This is a genomic window from Kocuria sp. UCD-OTCP, from assembly GCF_000349605.1.
Lineage (GTDB): Bacteria > Actinomycetota > Actinomycetes > Actinomycetales > Micrococcaceae > Kocuria > Kocuria rosea.
On the sequence record NZ_AOSQ01000002.1, the window covers coordinates 53,559 to 69,321 of the forward strand.

The window sequence follows — 15,763 nt, forward strand, 5'->3', positions numbered from 1 at the left end:
CCGCCGGGCCACGGGCACGGGGCTGCGCCTACGATGGCGGACATGACCGAGACCGCGCAGACCGCCGCCCGCCCGACCGCCGAGCAGCCGCACGACGAGAACCTGTGGCTGGAGGAGATCACGGGGGACGCGCCCCTGGAGTGGGTCGCCGGGCAGAACGCCCGCACCCTGGCGGCGCTCGAGAGCCCGCGGCTGCGCCGCCTCGAGGCCGACGTGCTCGCGGTCATGGACTCGACCGAGCGGATCCCCATGGTCGCCAAGCACGGGCCGCACTACTACAACTTCTGGCGCGACGCCGAGCACCCCCGCGGCGTCTTCCGCCGCACCACGTGGGAGTCCTGGCTCGGCGGGGACACCGAGTGGGAGGTCCTGCTCGACGTCGACGCGCTGGCCGCCGTGGAGGGCGTCGACTGGGTCTGGGGCGGGGCCCGGCTGCTGCGCCCGCAGTACACCGGCGGGCGGCACCGGCGGGCGCTGCTCAGCCTCTCCCCCGACGGCGGCGACGCGAAGCGGGTGCGCGAGTTCGACCTCGACGAGCGCCGGTTCGTGCCCGGCGGCTTCGACGTCCCCACGGCGAAGTCCACCGTGACGTGGGTGGACGCCGACACCCTGCACGTGGGCACCGACTTCGGCCCCGGCTCGATGACCACCTCCTCCTACCCCCGCACCGTGCGCGTCCTGCGACGCGGGCAGGACCTCGCCGAGGCCCGGCAGGTGTTCGAGGTGGCCGAGGACCACGTGCAGGCGGTGCTCGTGCGGGACCACACCCCGGGCTTCGTCCGGGACGTGGCCGTGGACGTGGCCGACTTCTTCGCCTCCCGGACCTACCTGGTGCGGGAGGAGGAACTCGTGCACGTCGACGTCCCCGACTCGGTGACGGTGGACCTGCACCGTCAGTGGCTGCTGCTGCGCCCGCAGGAGGAGCTCGAGCTGGACGGGACCGTGCACCCGGCCGGGTCCCTGCTCGTGGCCGAGCTCGAGGCGTTCCTGGCCGGGGACCGCTCCGTGACCGCCGTGTTCGTCCCGGACGCGCGCACGTCGCTGCAGTCCTGGTCCTGGACGGCCGACCGGCTGATCCTCAACCTGCTGCGGGACGTCTCCTCGGTGGTCCGCGTCGCCGAGCCGGGCCCCTGGACCTCGTCCGAGCTGCCCGGGGCGCCGGCCCTGCACAGCGTGGACGCCTACGCCGTCGACGACGAGGACCCGGAGGCGGGCAACGACTACTGGCTCGTGGCGACCGGCTTCCTCACCCCGACCACCGTGTCCCGCGGCACCCTCCCGGCCCGCGGCGGGGTGACGGCCCCGCCGCGGGTGGCGAGGACCGCCCCCGCGTTCTTCGACACGACCGGGCTCTCGGTCGAGCAGCACTTCGCGGTCTCGGCGGACGGCACCCGGGTGCCCTACTTCCAGGTGGGCCCCGCCGACCCGGTCCTCGACGGGCGGAACCCGACGCTGCTCTCCGGCTACGGCGGCTTCGAGGTCTCCCGGACCCCCGCCTACTCCGGGGCCCTCGGGCGGTCCTGGCTGACCCGCACCGACGACGCCGGGCGGTCCGGGGTCTACGTCCTCGCCAACATCCGCGGCGGCGGCGAGTACGGCCCCGCGTGGCACCGGGCCGCCCTGCAGGGGAACCGGCACCGGGCGTACGAGGACTTCGCGGCCGTCGCCGCGGACCTGCAGAACCGCGGGGTGTGCACCCGGGGAACGCTCGCGTGCTCGGGCGGCTCCAACGGCGGGCTGCTCGTGGGCAACATGCTCACCGGGCACCCCGAATTGTTCGGGGCGATCTCCTGCGGGGTGCCGCTGCTGGACATGCGCCGCTACACGAAGCTGTCCGCGGGCTACTCCTGGATCGCGGAGTACGGCGACCCGGACGACCCGGAGCAGTGGGAGTCCGTCCGCACGTTCTCGCCGTACCACCTGCTGGAGGAGGGGCGGGACTACCCGGACGTCCTGTTCTGGACCGCCACGAGCGACGACCGCGTGGGCCCCGTCCAGGCGCGCAAGGCCGCCGCGCGGATGCTCGGCATGGGCTACGAGAACGTGTGGTTCTACGAGGCCACCGAGGGCGGGCACGCGGGCGCGGGCGACAACAAGCAGGCCGCCCGCCTGCACGCGCTGTCCCACGAGTTCCTCTGGACGGCGCTGCACCGGGGCTGAGCCCCGGCGCGGGTCAGCGGCGCTCGCGGTCCGGGACGGCCCAGCCCATCAGGAGGGACACCACCCCGATGATCAGGGTGGCGAGCACCGCCGTCCAGAGGAAGGAGTCGATCTCGAGCCGCAGCGGCGTGAAGGAGCTCAGCCAGGACGTCAGCCACAGCATCGCCGCGTTGACCACGATGGCGAACAGGCCCAGCGTGAGGCAGGTGATCGGCAGGGACAGGATCGTCAGCACGGGCCGCACGACCGCGTTCACGGCGCCGAAGACCAGGCCGACGAACAGGTAGGCCAGGACCGACGCCGTGGTCTCGCCCCCGACGGCCGAGACGACGGACGGGTCCGCCGCGATGCCCATCCCGGGCAGGATCCAGGCGGCCACCCAGATGGCGAGCGCGTTGACGAGGACACGGAGCAGGAAGGACATGGCCCCATCCTGTCAGGAACGGCGGGTGACGGCGGCCCAGCCCACCAGCGCGGCCGCGCCGCACAGCGCCAGGCCCAGGGTGAGGGCGATCCGCCCCGCGTCCACGGCGGGCCGCCACGTGACGCTGTCCCCCCGGACCACGTACACCCCGGCCGGCTCGGCGTGCACGCCGTAGCCCACGCCCGATCCGCTGCCCGAGCTGTCCTTCTCCTCGCCCGAGCCCCCGCCACCACCGCCCCAGCCCCTGACGCGGGCCACGGGCACGACCGTGGTGCCGTACGCCTCGTACGCCTCCCCGAAGACCCGGCGCACCGTCACGGCGTCGACGGCCTCCTCGAGGACGGAGCGGTCCGTGAGCCCGGCGCGCCAGGCGGGGGCGGGGCGGGGCGCACCGGGTGCGGCGGGCGTGGTCTGCGGACGGTCCTGCTCCGGCATGGTGGCCTCCTGGGCTCGGGCGCCGGCGGCGCGCTGAGCCCCAGTCTAGGAAGCCGCCGGCCCCCGGTCACGGGGCGGCCGCAGATGACGGGCCCGGGCGCGGGCTCGGAACGCGAAACACCCCGGACCGCGGGTCCGGGGTGTTTCCGACGTCCTGGGACGTCACGAGCGCGGAGACGGGGGGATTTGAACCCCCGGTCGAGTTTAACCCCGACCCTTCATTAGCAGTGAAGTCCATTCGGCCGCTCTGGCACGTCTCCATCCGTGGCCCACCACGCGGGTGGACAACACGGGCCAGCTTAAGGGAGGACCGGGCACGGGGTCAAAGCCGACGGCGTCCGTGCCGCCCGGCGAGCACCGAGCGGTAGAGCCGGTCGAGGTCCGCCCCGATCCGCTCGGACCCGTAGACGGAGCGGATCTCCGCCGCCATGGCCTCCGGGCCCAGCAGGCCGGGATCCGCCACGACGTCGAGCACGGCGCCGCCGAAGGCCTCAGGGGTGCGCTCGGTCACGAGGCGCCCGTTGCCCGGGTGCACGAAGTCACCCTGCCCGCCGAGGGCGCCCATGACCACCGGCCGGCCCGCGGCGAGGGCCTCGGCCGCCGCCACGCAGAACGTCTCGGACCGGCTGGGCAGCAGGAACACGTCGGCGGCGGCCAGGCGCCGCTGCACCTCGTCCGCCCCCACGCTGCCGAGGAGCTGCACGCGCTCCCCCACCCCGAGCCGGCGCGCCCGCTCCCGGACCTCCTGCTCGAGGCCGCCGGAGCCGCACCAGGTGAGGCGGACGTCGTGGCCGGCGGCGCGCAGCCACGCCACGGTGTCCACGGCCAGGAGAGGGTCCTTGATCTCGCGCAGGGCGCCGACCGCGACGAGCTCCAGGGTGTGCCCCCGCGGCGGGTCCGTGACGTGCGCGGCGTGGTCGACCACGTTGCCGATCCGCTCCACCCGCTCGGCCGGCGCGAAGCGGCGCAGCACGTCGCACATCATGGTGCTCACGCCGGTGACGCGGTCCGGGACGCGCAGGATCCGGCGGCTCCCGGCGAGGAGCCGCCACACGGGCCCGTTCTGCTCGGGGGTGAGCACGCCGTTCCAGTGCTCCGTGTGCACCCACGGGCGGCGTCCTGCCAGCGGCAGGCAGACGAGCGCCGCCGAGAAGGGCATGGTGTGCAGGACGTCCGCCCCGGTCAGGTGGCGGCGGAGCGCGGCGTACGCCCGCAGCAGCGTGAGCGGGCGCAGGGGGTGGAAGGGCAGCCGGAGCACCGGCACCCCGTCCCACTCCTCCGGGACGGCCGGCCCGGTGCGCAGCAGCCGCAGGTGCAGCACCCGGACGTCGTGGTGGCGGGCGGCGGCGCGCACGTGCCGGGGGACGAACGGCGTCTCCCCGGGGCGCTCCCCCGACGGGTACCAGGTGCTGACGACGAGCACGCGCACGGCGCTCAGCCCTTCCCCGCGCCGGTGCGGCCGGGGACGGCGTCGGGCGCGGCGTCGGACGGGGGGCCGGACGCGGTGCCTGACGCGGTGCCGGAGACGGTGCTGGACGGGGTGGGGGCGGCGATCATGGTGCCACCCTATCGGCGGGGCCACGGCCGGGGCGGTCCGGGGACCGCGCCGGGGCGCGAGTAGACTCGGGCGCGATGACCAGCCCAGCCCCCGGGTCGGCCGCCTGATGTCCCGGCTGCGCTCGATCCTCTTCCCGCCGCCCAACCACGCGAACACCGACAACCCCCTGGGGTCGGCGTTCGCGCTGACCGTGGTGGCCGTGTTCGTCCAGGGGCTGTCCCGCTTCGGCTACAGCGTCCTGGTGGGCAACCTGCTGGGCCAGGAGGCGCTCGCCGAGGTCAACCTCACGATCTCGCTGGCCCTGTTCCTCGTCCTGCTGTGGCCCCAGGCCTCGGGCACGGGGGCCGCCAAGTTCATCGCGATGGCCCGGGGCCGCCAGGACCCCGAGGGGCAGGCGGCGACGGCCTCCTTCACCGCGAGCAGCGCGTCCGCGGGGATGGCGCTGCTGTCCGTCTCGGCGGTGCTCTACGCCGCGTTCGCGCTCGAGCTCTCCTGGGGCTTCGCGCTCTCGGCGGGCCTGCTCGTGCTCTCCCTGTCGGCCTACAACTTCGTGCGCGGCGTCCGCACGGGCAACAACCAGTTCGTGACCACGACGGCGTGGGACACCATCAGCTCGTTCCTCACCCTCACCCTGCTGCTGCTGGTCCTGCTCGCCGGCTGGCACTGGGTCCTGCTGCTGCCCCTGATCCTCGGCTACACGGTCTACGCGCTGCCCTCCTGGCCCCGCCGCACCGGGGCGCGCCTCGACCCGGCGGTGCGCCGGGAGATCCTGGTCTTCACCGCGTGGGGATCGGCCCACCTGCTGGCGGCGAGCGGTCTGATGCAGCTGTCCCTGGTGATCGGCGACAGCTTCGCCACGAAGGCGGAGGTCGGCCTCTACGCCGCCGCGGTGTCCCTGGCCACCCCCGCCAGCATGCTGTCCGGGGCGATGCTCACCGCGCTGTCCCCCAGCGTGGCCCGGATGTACGCCGCCGGGGACACCGCGGGCCTGACCCGGCAGGTGGACACGATCCTGCGGACGATGGTCACGGTGTTCCTGCCGGTCTTCGGCGTGGGCGCCCTGTGGGCGGAGCCGGTGCTCCGGGTGGTCTACTTCGGGGACCCCGAGTTCGCGGAGGCCGAGCCGCTGCTGGTCCTGCTGTTCCTGGCCGTCTCGGCGACCAGCTTCAACGCCGCGAACGCCCGGCTCAACGGCACCGAGCCCTGGGGGGTCAAGGTGCTCGCCGCCGCCAACGGCCTGGGTCTGGTCGTGGGCGTGGTGACGATGCTCCTGCTGGGCCCGGAGCTCGGCATCACCGCCTCCGCGGTGGGCTACCTCGTGGGCTCGCTGCTGAGCGCGGTGCTGCCGCTGCTGGTGGTCTGGCGGCTCGACCGGATGCGGTGGGGCACGGTCCTGCTGCGGATCGTGGCCGGCTACGCGATGATCCTGGTCGCGCTGCAGGTGCTCGGCCCCGACTTCCGGGTGCTGCCGGCGCTCGGGGCGACCGCCGTGTTCCTCGCGGTCTGGGCCGGGCTCAGCGCCCGGGACCTGCGGCCGGCCCTGCGCGCCGCGGGCGCCCGGCTCCGCCGCTGAGCACGCCCCCGCCCACCCGGCCCCCGCTCACCCGGCGGGCCGGGCCCGCTGCCCGAACTGCCGGTCGAACTGCTCCGCGAAGGCCGGGACCATCGTGACCACGTAGTCGCGGGGCATGTGGTTGTCGTCCATGTAGACCCAGCGGTTGCCGATCCGGGACGGGCACGTGCCGTCGGGGCAGATCCAGTCGCTCATGTCGAGGCTGACGAAGTTCCCGTGCCGCCCCGTCAGCGCGTCGGCCGGGTTCTGCGGGGCCAGCTTTTGCGCCCGCGGCGGGTTGCACCGCTCGGCGTCCGGGCCGTCCTGGTCGATGCAGGTGACCATGTTGAAGGGGAACCGCGGGTTGTCCCGGATCCCGACCACCGTGATGCCCCGCTCGCCGAGGTCCGCCAGGACCTGCGCGAACCCGGGGGCGATCTGCTCGCCGGGCCCCTCGTCGGCGGTCACGGTGGACGTGGTGAGCACGACGTCGATCCCGTGGTCCTCGATGTACCGGTCGGTGAGCCCGATCAGCTCCTGGCACTCGGTGTTGTCGGTGGTCTCCACGGGCTGGAACCGGCAGGCGCCGCGGATGACGGAGACCAGGTTCCAGCCGCGGTCCTCGGCGACGCGCTGGAACGCCGGCAGCCACTGCTCGGCGTGGGAGTTGCCGATCACCATGGCGTCGACCTCGGCGTCCGGGTCGACCGGCAGGGTCGAGCAGGCCACCTTGTAGCCGTCGAACCACTCCTCCGTCGCGGCGTCGCAGGACTCCGGCAGCTCGGACCACTGCCCCTCGCGGACCAGCGGGTTCGGGATCGTGGGCACCTGCGGGTCCTGCTCCCAGGCGAGGTCCCCGGTCAGCACCGCGGCCCCCGGGTTCTCGAGCGCGGCCTGCTCCGCGGCCTCCTGGGCGTGCCGGTCGAGGACCACCCGCGCCCCGGAGGCGGGGACCAGCACGAGGGCCACGCACAGCACCACGAGGCCGAGCTGGTGCAGGCTCGCGCGGGGTCCGGTGCGGGGCCGGAGGGGCCGCTCGACGAGCCGGTGCACCAGCACGCCCAGCACGATGCTCCCCAGGAGGATGAGCAGCCCGTGCCCCAGCGTGGCCTTGGCGCGGTCCGTGACCACCAGGTAGGTGACGAGCACCGGCCAGTGCACCAGGTAGACGGCGTAGGACGCCTCGCCCAGGACCAGCAGGGGCCGGCGGCTGAGCAGGGCGTCGGCCCCGCGGGGGTCGCCGGTGTGCCCGGCCAGGATCACCAGGGCCGCCCCGGTCAGCGGCCACAGGGCCGCCCAGCCCGGGAAGGAGCCCTGGACGTCGAGGACGAGTCCGCACACGGCGATGGCCACGAGCCCGGTCCAGCCCAGGAGGAGGCGCAGCGCGCCCGGCAGGGTGACGCCGCGCAGCACGGCCAGGGCCAGCAGGGAGCCGAGGGCGAACTCCCACAGCCGGGCGCGGGTGTCGAAGTAGGCGAAGGCCTGCTCGCTGCTCGTGGAGACCACCGAGAAGGCGAAGGAGGCGAGGAAGACGGCGCTGAACACGCCGGTGGCCACCGTGGTGACGGTCCACCGGGTGCGCCCGGCGATCAGCCCGCACAGTGCGAGGAGCAGGGGCCACAGCAGGAACACCTGGCCCTGCACGGACAGCGACCAGAAGTGCTGGAACGGGCTGGCCCCGGAGGTGTCCGCGGCGTAGTAGTCGACCGCGTTGAGGGCGAGCACCCAGTTCTGGGAGTACAGCACCGTGGCCGCCGCCTCCTCGATCGCGGCGTACCAGCGGTCGGACGGGAACAGGAGCCGCACCACGACGAGGGTGCCCAGGACCGTGACGACGACGGGGGGCAGCAGCCGCGAGAACGTCCTGGTCCAGTAGCGGCCCAGCTGCGGCCCCTTCCCGGCCTCGAGCCGCCGGACGAAGGAGAGCGTCATGAGGAACGCCGAGATGAACAGGAAGACGTCCACCCCGCCCGAGACCCCGCCGATCCACACGTGGTAGACGGCGACCAGGAGGACGGCCACGGTGCGCAGCCCCTGGACCTCGGGGCGGAAGCGGTGGGCGGGGGCGGAGGCACCCGCCGGGGGCGCGGTGCTGTTCGCGACCCCGGGGGAAGGGTCGGCGGGGAGGAGGCGGCTCATGGAGTTCTCTCGTCGGGCGGGGGGTCGGACGACTGGCTCGGCACCATTGTCACACCGGACGGTGGCGTCTTCCGGTCACACCGGCAGGGACGCGGCCATGAACCGCAGCGGGGCCTCGCGGTGCAGGACCCTGCGCAGGTCGCGGGTGAGCAGCGTGCTGGGCCGGCCGAAGCGGCGGCGGGCGTCGTCGACCCGGAGGACGGCCTCCGCCGTGGCCCCCGGCCGGACCGCGAGGTCCAGGACCTCCCGGTCCGCGCGGGAGAGCACGGTGGGCGCGCGGGGGGCGCGCGCGTCGACCAGTGCGAGCAGGCCGCGCACCTGGTCCGCGTCCTCCGGGGTCCAGCGCCCGGCCGCCGTCCGGGCGCGCACGGCGCCGAAGACCTGGACCCGGAGGATCTTGGCGGCGATCGCCGTCCGCTGCTCCGCGGCCAGCCCGGCGTACCAGGGACCGCCGAGCAGGTCGGTCGCCGCCGCGAGGTCGTCCGTCAGGGGGCGGGGCTCCGCGCTGATCCGGTCGGCCGCTCCCTCCCGCAGCCGGTAGTGGGCGCCGCGGGGCGCGAGGTCGATCCGCCCCTCGCCGAACCAGGTGCGGGCCACCAGCTCCTGGTCCTCCCCGGTGGCGTACCGGCCGTTGAAGCGGACCCCGCGGTCCACCAGCAGCTCCCGGCGGAGCAGCCCGAAGACGTGGGTGCGGTAGGCGAGCCGGTCCTTGACCGGCTCGAGGTCCGCGCGGCGGAAGGGCCGCGGCACGGGGGTGCGCACCGGCCGGCCGGTGTCCTTGACCAGGCGCGGGAGCACCGCCGCCGAGCCGTGGCGCTCGGCGGTCGCCGTCCAGGCCGCGAGGGCTCCCGGGGCGAGGGTGTCGTCGCTGTCCACGAAGGACACGTACCGGGCGCGGGAGCGCTCCAGGGCCAGGTTGCGGGGCCCGGCCGGGTTGGCGGTGCCGTCGAAGCACTCCACCAGCTCCACGAGCGGCCGGTGCTCGGCGGCGAGGCGATCGCGGATCAGCGCGGCCCCGACGTTGTGGCACACCACCGTGATGTGCACCCCGCCGTGGTCGCCGACCGGGAGCCCGCCGGCCAGCACGGAGCCGACGGCCCGGTCCACGGGCCGGGCGGGGGTGTGCACCGGGATGATGACGTCGACGAGCGGCGTGGGGGCAGAGGACACGCAGGCCAGCGTACAAGACCGCGCCGGGGCGGCCCGCCCGGCGCGGTCCGCGCCTCAGCCCTGGGAGGCCAGGACGAACGGCAGCACGGGCCCGGAGCCCGCCCGGCGCAGCGCGCGGGCGGCCACGGCGAGCGTCCAGCGGCTGTCCACGAGGTCGTCGACCAGCAGCACCGGGCGCCCCCCGAGCCGGTCCAGCCCCTCCGCGAGCTCGGGGGGCACCCGGAACTTCTCCCACAGGGCCGCGAGACGGTACGCGCTGTTGCCGCCGTGCCCGCCGGACGGGAAGCCCTCGGGGACCTCGAGCTCCCCCAGATAGGGCAGGTGCCCGACCTCGGCCATGCCCTCCGCCAGGGAGCGCACGAGCCGGGGGCGCGAGCGGGACGGGATCGAGACGACGGCCGCGGGCCGGTCCGACCAGCGCCACTCGGCGAGCACCTGGACGCACGCCCGGCCGAGGGCGGGGTCCACCGGCCCGTCGACCGGCGCGCCCTCCTCGTCGGTGCGGAACACCTCGCGCAGCCGGTTGCCCCAGCCGAGGTCCGTGAGCCGGGCGAGCGCCCGGCCCTCGGCGCAGCGCTCCTCGTCGGGGATCCGGCCCTTGACCTCGACCCCGAGGCGCGGCATCCCGGTGGGCCACTGGGCGCGCGGCTCCACCACGACGCCCACGCGGGTCAGGGCGGCTCCCGCGGAGTCGGTGGCGGACTCGTCGACGGTCGTGGGGTACCAGGGGCCGGCGCAGCTGTCGCAGCGTCCGCAGGGCTCGGCCGTGGCGTCGTCGAGCTGCCGGGCGAGGAACTCCATGCGGCACCCGGTGGTGCGCTCGTACTCGAGCATGGCGTTCTGCTCGGCGACCCGTGCCGCGGCGATCCGGCCGTAGCGCTCGGCGTCGTAGCGCCACGGCACGCCCGTGCTCTGCCAGCCGCCCTGCACGCGCTCCACCGCGCCCTCGACGGCGAGCACCTTCAGGAGCAGCTCGAGCGGGCTGCGCCGAACGTCCACGCGGGACTCCAGCACGGCCACGGACAGGGCGCCGCCCGCGGCCCCCAGCTCGTCCAGGACGGCGGCGGCCTTCTGCTCGGTGGGCATCGACGAGGTGGCGAAGTACTCCCAGATCCGGCGGTCCTCGGTGCCCGGCAGCAGCAGGACGTCCGCGTTGTCCGTGGCGCGGCCCGCACGGCCCACCTGCTGGTAGTAGGCCACGGGCGAGGACGGCGCCCCCAGGTGCACCACGAAGCCGAGGTCCGGCTTGTCGAAGCCCATGCCGAGCGCGGAGGTGGCCACGAGGGCCTTGACCCTGTTCTCCTTGAGGGCGGCCTCGAGCTCCTCGCGCTCGCCCTGGTCGGTGCGCCCGGTGTAGGCGCGCACGGGGATCCCGGCGTCGGCGAGCGCCTGGGCCGTGTCCTCGGCGGCCCCCACGGTCAGCGCGTAGATGATCCCGCTGCCCGGGAGGGACCCGACGTGCTCGAGCAGCCAGGCGAGGCGGGCCGTGGCCGAGGGCAGGTCCAGCACGCCGAGGCGCAGGGACGCCCGGGAGAGCGGGCCGCGGAGGGTGAAGACCTCCCCCGTGCTGCTGCCGCCGGGCCGCACGCCCAGCTGCTCCTCGACGTCGGCGACCACGCGCTCGTTCGCGGTGGCGGTCGTGGCCAGGACGGGGACCTGCTCCGGGAGCCGGGCGATGAGGTCGCGGATGCGCCGGTAGTCGGGGCGGAAGTCGTGGCCCCAGTCGGAGATGCAGTGCGCCTCGTCCACCACGAGCAGCCCGAGCCGGGCGACCAGCTGCGGCAGCTGCTGCTTGCGGAACACGGGGTTGTTGAGCCGCTCCGGGGAGACCAGCAGGACGTCGAGCTCGTCGGCCTCCAGCTGCGCGGCGATCTGCCCCCACTCGGTGGCGTTGGCGGAGTTGATGGCCGCCGCCCGGACCCCGGCGCGGGCGGCGGCGGAGACCTGGTCCCGCATGAGGGCCAGCAGCGGGGAGACGATCAGGGTGGGCCCGCGGCCCCGGGCCCGCAGGAGCAGGGCGGAGAGGAAGTAGACCGCGGACTTGCCCCAGCCGGTCCGCTGCACCACCAGGGCCCGCCGGCCGCGCCCCACGAGGGCCTCGACCGCCTCGAACTGCCCGGGGTGGAAGGCGGCGTCCGGCCGGCCGGTGAGCGCGCGCAGCAGGTGGAGCGCGTCCTCGTGCAGGGCCGGGTCCGGCGCGGTGTCGTGGTCGGCGATGTCGTGGGCCGGGGAAGTCGTCATGGCCCCAGTCTTCCAGGGCCCCCCGACGCCGCCCGACCGGAGGGCGGGGCGTGCAGTGGCGACGGGGCCCGGACAGAGCGATGCGCCCGCTGCCCATCCGTCGAACGGATGGCCCCCGCAGCGGGCGCATCGACCGGCCTGGCGGCCGGTGGCGAGCAGAGACTCGCCTGGCGGGAGTACCGCCCCCCAGCGGTGCTCCCATTCGGTTCACCCCCCGATGAACCGGTTGCACCGGCACCCCCCGATGCCTGCGTGCACGCGGCCCATCCCCCGATGAACCGCAGTCGATCCGCCCCCCGGCGGATCGGTTGGTTCCGCCCCATCGGGTGAACCAATTGGCACCATGGTGGCAGGGTTTCTGCGACCTGTCACGGACCGTGAAGTCACATTCGATCCGGGGGACACTCAAGCAGATTCATCTATTTGCACTAGTCAACGAGGGGTCCCGTGGCGGCTTTTCGCTACCGGTGGGTATTCGGGGGGCGGCGGGCGTGGCACGAAGTGGGGACATCCGGCGCCCCCGGCGTCCCCCGTTGGGCGCACGCCGGGCGCCGTGCGCGGCGTCACATTGCAGGACCGCGTCCCGGGCACGGCGCTCAGCCGCGCAGCCCCGGGAAGTCGGCCTCCGTGTACTCGACGCCGTACCCGTCGGCCCCGGGCGCCGCGGCGCCGGAGCGGTCCGCGGCCTCCTCCCGCTCGCGCAGCACCACCCGGCGGATCTTGCCGGAGATCGTCTTGGGCAGGTCCGTGAACTCCACCCGGCGCACCCGCTTGTAGGGGGCGAGGTTCTCCCGGGCGAAGCGCAGGATCTCCCCGGCGAGCTCCCGGGTGGGCTCCGCGCCGGCGGCGAGCACCAGGTAGGCCTTCGGCACCGCGTGCCGGACCGGGTCCGGCGCCGGGACCACGGCGGCCTCGGCCACCGCGGGGTGCTCGATGAGCACGGACTCCAGCTCGAACGGGGAGATCCGGTAGTCGGAGGCCTTGAACACGTCGTCGGTGCGGCCCACGTACGTGTAGACGCCGTGCTCGTCGCGGCGGGCGATGTCGCGCGTGTGGTACCAGCCGTCCTTGACGACCTCGGCCGTGCGCTCGGGCTCGTCGATGTAGCCGGCCATGATCCCGGGCGGGTCGTCGTCGACCTTCAGGCAGATCTCCCCCTCCTCGGCGGGTGCGCCCGTCTGCGGGTCGAAGAGGTCGACGACGAAGCCCGGCAGGGGCCGGCCCATGGCCCCCGGCACCACCGGCTGCCCGGGGGTGTTGGCGATCTGCAGCGTGGTCTCCGTCTGCCCGTAGCCGTCCCGGATGGTCACGCCCCAGGCGTCCTGCACCCGGCGGATCACCTCGGGGTTGAGCGGCTCGCCGGCGGAGACTGCGGACGTCGGCGGGTCCTGCACGCGGTGCAGGTCCGCCTGGATGAGCATCCGCCACACCGTGGGCGGCGCGCAGAAGCTCGTCACCCCGGCCCGGCCCATCTGCTCCAGGAGACCCGCCGCGTCGAAGCGGGACTGGTTGTGGATGAAAACGGTGGCCTCCGCGATCCACGGGGCGAAGAAGTTGGACCACGAGTGCTTGCCCCATCCCGGCGAGGCGATGTTCAGGTGGACGTCCCCGGGGCGCAGGCCCATCCAGTAGACCGTGGACAGGTGCCCGAAGGAGTAGGAGGCGTGGGTGTGCTCCACGAGCTTGGCCTGGGACGTGGTGCCGGAGGTGAAGTACAGCAGCAGGGGGTCGCGGGAGCGCGTGACGCCCTCCGGGACGAAGACGGGGTCCGCGGCCGCGGCCTGCTCGTACAGGTGCACGGGACGGCCGGGCAGCTGTGCGCGCGCCGCCTCCACCTCCGCGGCGGCACCGACGACGACGAGCTCGTAGTCGCCGTCGACGCCCGCGAACTTGGGGGCGTTGGCGGCGTCCGTGACGACCCACGAGACCTTGCCGCGCTGCACCCGGTCCAGCAGGTCGGCCGGCGGCATCATCACGGCGGTCGGGATCAGGGGCGCGCCCAGCTTCATGCCGGCGAGCTGGGTCTCCCACAGCTCGAGCTGGTTGCCGAGCATGAGCAGCACGCGGTCGCCGCGCCGCACCCCCAGGCCCCGCAGCCAGTTCGCGGTGCGCGCCGAGGACCCGGCGAGCTCCCGGAAGGTCCGCCGGAGCTCCGTGCCGTCCTCCTCGACGATCCACAGCGCGTCCCGGGCCCCGCGCTCCGGGTCCCGGGCGACGTGGTCGAACCAGTCCAGGGCGTAGTTGAAGTGCTCCATCCGGGGCCAGTGGAACTCCTCGCGGGCCCGGTCGTAGTCCTCGCGCAGCGCCAGGACGCGGTCCCGTGCCGCCTCGTACTGCTCGGAGACGCCGGGGGCGGTGTCGGACGTAGCACTGGTGGGGACCGGCTCGGCCATCGGGGACCTCCATGGTTGTCGCTGCGGGCCGGACGGAACCGTCCGGCGGGCCATCCCGTGCAGTCTAGTGCGGCGCCCCTCCCCCGTCCCGGGGGCGGGCCCGGTGCCGGCTCTGGAAGGATGGGGGCCGCACCCCCGCCCGGAAGGAGTCCGTCCCGCCATGCTGTCCCCGGCACCCGACGTCCCGGTCCGCGCCGGCGCCTGCGAGTGGGCCGCCCTCGTGGTCCTGATGCTGCCGGTGCTGCTGATCTCGGTGGACAACACGGTGCTGAACTTCGCGCTGCCGGAGATCTCCCGCGAGCTGCGCCCCACCGGCACGCAGCTGCTGTGGATGGTGGACGCCTATCCGCTGGTGCTCGCCGGGCTGCTCGTGCCCATGGGCGCCCTCGGGGACCGGGTGGGCCGCCGCCGGCTGCTGCTGGTGGGCAGCACGGGCTTCGCGGCGGTGTCCGCGCTCGCCGCGTTCGCCCCGACCGGGGAGGCGCTCGTCGCCGCGCGGGCGCTGCTTGGCCTCTTCGGCTCGATGCTGATGCCCGCGACTCTGTCCCTGCTGCGCAACATCTTCCACGACCCGACGCAGCGGCGGACGGCCATCGCGGTGTGGGCCACGGGCTTCTCGGCGGGCGGGATCCTGGGGCCGGTCGTGGGCGGGTTCCTGCTCCAGCACTTCTGGTGGGGCTCCGTGTTCCTCCTAGCGGTCCCGGTGCTGCTGCCGCTGCTGGTCCTGGCGCCGGTGCTGGTGCCGGAGTCCCGCAACCCGGCGCCGGGCCCGGTGGACGTGCCCAGCGCCGCGCTGATCATGACCGCCATGGTGGCGCTGGTCCACGGCATCAAGGACCTCGGCGGCCACGGCCCGTCCGCCGGCGTGCTGGCCGCCGCGGTGCTGGCCGTGGCCGCCGGGGCGCTGTTCGTGCGCCGCCAGCTGCGCAGCCCGGTGCCGATGCTGGACCTGCGGCTGTTCCGCCACGCCCCGTTCACCGGCGGGCTGCTCAACAACCTGGTGGCCTCGACCACCTTCATCGGCTTCCTGTTCTTCGTCTCCCAGTACCTGCAGCTGGTGGAGGGCCTGCCGCCCCTGGAGGCGGGCCTGGCCCTGCTGCCGGGGGCCGTGGTCACGATCGTCTCGGGGCTGCTGGTGGTGCACGTGGTCGGCTTCGTGCCCCCCGCGCTCGTGCTCGGCGGCGGGCTGCTGGTCATGGCCTCGGGCTTCCTGCTCGTCCTGCTCGGGGACCTCTCCGGCGGGGCCGTGCTCGTGGTGGCCCTCGTGGTCATCGGGCTGGGCTCCGGCGCGGCCCAGACGATCGCGGGGGACCTGATCCTCACCGAGGTGGCCCCCGAGCAGGCCGGCGCCGCCTCCGCGATCTCGGAGACCGCCTACGAGCTGGGGGCCGGGCTGGGCGTGGCCGTCCTGGGCACGGCCGTGACCGCGACCTACGCCGCCCGGGTGGCGGTGCCGCCGGGCCTGGACCCCGGGCAGGCCGCCACCGCGTCCGAGACCCTCGGCGGGGCGGTCGACGTCGCCGCGGCCCTCGGCCCGGACGCGTCCGGGGAGCTGCTGGCCTCGTCCGTGGCGGCCTTCGAGGCCGGTGTGCACCTGTCCGCCGGGATCGGCGCCGCCCTGCTGGCCGGGACCGCCGTGGCCGTGGGCCTGCTGCTGCGCCGGGTCCCTCGGCTCCGGCGCCGGTAGCGGA

11 protein-coding genes and 1 tRNA gene are annotated in these 15,763 nt (G+C 74.8%); 3 read left to right on the forward strand and 9 right to left on the reverse strand.

The window, feature by feature from the left end; translation table 11 throughout:
- Positions 1-42 precede the first annotated feature (42 nt).
- Complete coding sequence (locus H488_RS20725; protein WP_017831990.1) at positions 43-2,160, forward strand: prolyl oligopeptidase family serine peptidase; 2,118 nt, start codon at positions 43-45, stop codon at positions 2,158-2,160.
- Between the two features lie 13 nt (positions 2,161-2,173).
- On the opposite strand, the gene H488_RS20730 is transcribed toward H488_RS20725, so the two are convergent.
- From H488_RS20730 to H488_RS38175, 5 genes are all read right to left on the reverse strand, one after another.
- Positions 2,174-2,584 (reverse strand): phage holin family protein, encoded by a 411-nt coding sequence (locus H488_RS20730; protein WP_017831991.1) that lies wholly within the window; start codon positions 2,582-2,584, stop codon positions 2,174-2,176.
- A 12-nt stretch (positions 2,585-2,596) separates the two neighbouring features.
- Positions 2,597-3,019: a spore germination protein GerW family protein gene (locus H488_RS0117765; RefSeq protein WP_017831992.1), complete on the reverse strand. Its 423-nt coding sequence runs from the start codon at positions 3,017-3,019 to the stop codon at positions 2,597-2,599.
- A 171-nt stretch (positions 3,020-3,190) separates the two neighbouring features.
- A tRNA-Ser gene (locus tag H488_RS20735) sits at positions 3,191-3,279 on the reverse strand.
- Between the two features lie 62 nt (positions 3,280-3,341).
- Positions 3,342-4,448, reverse strand: a complete 1,107-nt coding sequence (locus H488_RS20740; RefSeq protein WP_017831993.1) for a glycosyltransferase — start codon at positions 4,446-4,448, stop codon at positions 3,342-3,344.
- Positions 4,449-4,453: 5 nt separating this feature from the next.
- Positions 4,454-4,576 (reverse strand): hypothetical protein, encoded by a 123-nt coding sequence (locus tag H488_RS38175; protein WP_017831994.1) that lies wholly within the window; start codon positions 4,574-4,576, stop codon positions 4,454-4,456.
- 107 nt (positions 4,577-4,683) lie between these two features.
- Between H488_RS38175 and H488_RS20745 the strand changes: the two genes are divergently transcribed.
- Complete coding sequence (locus tag H488_RS20745; RefSeq protein WP_017831995.1) at positions 4,684-6,150, forward strand: lipopolysaccharide biosynthesis protein; 1,467 nt, start codon at positions 4,684-4,686, stop codon at positions 6,148-6,150.
- A gap of 27 nt (positions 6,151-6,177) precedes the next feature.
- Here the strand turns inward: H488_RS20745 and H488_RS20750 are convergent, their stop codons facing one another.
- From H488_RS20750 to H488_RS20765, 4 genes are all read right to left on the reverse strand, one after another.
- Positions 6,178-8,268, reverse strand: coding sequence for an acyltransferase family protein (locus tag H488_RS20750; protein ID WP_017831996.1), 2,091 nt, complete (start codon positions 8,266-8,268; stop codon positions 6,178-6,180).
- A 75-nt stretch (positions 8,269-8,343) separates the two neighbouring features.
- Positions 8,344-9,438 (reverse strand): glycosyltransferase family 2 protein, encoded by a 1,095-nt coding sequence (locus tag H488_RS20755; protein WP_017831997.1) that lies wholly within the window; start codon positions 9,436-9,438, stop codon positions 8,344-8,346.
- A gap of 54 nt (positions 9,439-9,492) precedes the next feature.
- Positions 9,493-11,679: a RecQ family ATP-dependent DNA helicase gene (locus H488_RS20760; RefSeq protein WP_017831998.1), complete on the reverse strand. Its 2,187-nt coding sequence runs from the start codon at positions 11,677-11,679 to the stop codon at positions 9,493-9,495.
- Between the two features lie 596 nt (positions 11,680-12,275).
- Positions 12,276-14,072, reverse strand: a complete 1,797-nt coding sequence (locus H488_RS20765; RefSeq protein WP_017831999.1) for an AMP-binding protein — start codon at positions 14,070-14,072, stop codon at positions 12,276-12,278.
- A gap of 160 nt (positions 14,073-14,232) precedes the next feature.
- Between H488_RS20765 and H488_RS20770 the strand changes: the two genes are divergently transcribed.
- Positions 14,233-15,759 carry an MFS transporter gene (locus H488_RS20770; protein ID WP_017832000.1) on the forward strand — a complete coding sequence of 509 codons (1,527 nt, stop codon included), beginning with the start codon at positions 14,233-14,235 and terminating at the stop codon, positions 15,757-15,759.
- Positions 15,760-15,763 lie beyond the last annotated feature (4 nt).